The organism is Aeromonas sp. Prich7-2 (assembly GCF_017939255.1).
Taxonomy (GTDB): Bacteria; Pseudomonadota; Gammaproteobacteria; order Enterobacterales; family Aeromonadaceae; genus Aeromonas; species Aeromonas caviae.
In genome coordinates this window covers 1-1,134 of sequence record NZ_JAGKRI010000291.1, presented here as the reverse complement: position 1 = coordinate 1,134, position 1,134 = coordinate 1, and the positions used below count along the sequence as shown (strand labels likewise).

General features: G+C 59.7%; 2 protein-coding genes. Both read left to right on the top strand.

Going from position 1 to position 1,134, the window contains the following annotated elements:
* Positions 1–277: multidrug efflux SMR transporter (locus J9892_RS21735; RefSeq protein WP_017900405.1), on the top strand; the 277-nt coding region annotated here is incomplete at its 5' end.
* Positions 271–1,110: a sulfonamide-resistant dihydropteroate synthase Sul1 gene (gene sul1, locus J9892_RS21730; protein WP_000259031.1), complete on the top strand. Its 840-nt coding sequence runs from the start codon at positions 271–273 to the stop codon at positions 1,108–1,110. The genes J9892_RS21735 and sul1, both read left to right, overlap by 7 nt.
* Positions 1,111–1,134 lie beyond the last annotated feature (24 nt).

The following is a 1,134-nucleotide window of genomic DNA, read 5'->3' as shown; positions in this document are numbered from 1 at the left end:
CGAGGGCTTTACTAAGCTTGCCCCTTCCGCCGTTGTCATAATCGGTTATGGCATCGCATTTTATTTTCTTTCTCTGGTTCTGAAATCCATCCCTGTCGGTGTTGCTTATGCAGTCTGGTCGGGACTCGGCGTCGTCATAATTACAGCCATTGCCTGGTTGCTTCATGGGCAAAAGCTTGATGCGTGGGGCTTTGTAGGTATGGGGCTCATAATTGCTGCCTTTTTGCTCGCCCGATCCCCATCGTGGAAGTCGCTGCGGAGGCCGACGCCATGGTGACGGTGTTCGGCATTCTGAATCTCACCGAGGACTCCTTCTTCGATGAGAGCCGGCGGCTAGACCCCGCCGGCGCTGTCACCGCGGCGATCGAAATGCTGCGAGTCGGATCAGACGTCGTGGATGTCGGACCGGCCGCCAGCCATCCGGACGCGAGGCCTGTATCGCCGGCCGATGAGATCAGACGTATTGCGCCGCTCTTAGACGCCCTGTCCGATCAGATGCACCGTGTTTCAATCGACAGCTTCCAACCGGAAACCCAGCGCTATGCGCTCAAGCGCGGCGTGGGCTACCTGAACGATATCCAAGGATTTCCTGACCCTGCGCTCTATCCCGATATTGCTGAGGCGGACTGCAGGCTGGTGGTTATGCACTCAGCGCAGCGGGATGGCATCGCCACCCGCACCGGTCACCTTCGACCCGAAGACGCGCTCGACGAGATTGTGCGGTTCTTCGAGGCGCGGGTTTCCGCCTTGCGACGGAGCGGGGTCGCTGCCGACCGGCTCATCCTCGATCCGGGGATGGGATTTTTCTTGAGCCCCGCACCGGAAACATCGCTGCACGTGCTGTCGAACCTTCAAAAGCTGAAGTCGGCGTTGGGGCTTCCGCTATTGGTCTCGGTGTCGCGGAAATCCTTCTTGGGCGCCACCGTTGGCCTTCCTGTAAAGGATCTGGGTCCAGCGAGCCTTGCGGCGGAACTTCACGCGATCGGCAATGGCGCTGACTACGTCCGCACCCACGCGCCTGGAGATCTGCGAAGCGCAATCACCTTCTCGGAAACCCTCGCGAAATTTCGCAGTCGCGACGCCAGAGACCGAGGGTTAGATCATGCCTAGCATTCACCTTCCGGCCGCCCGCTA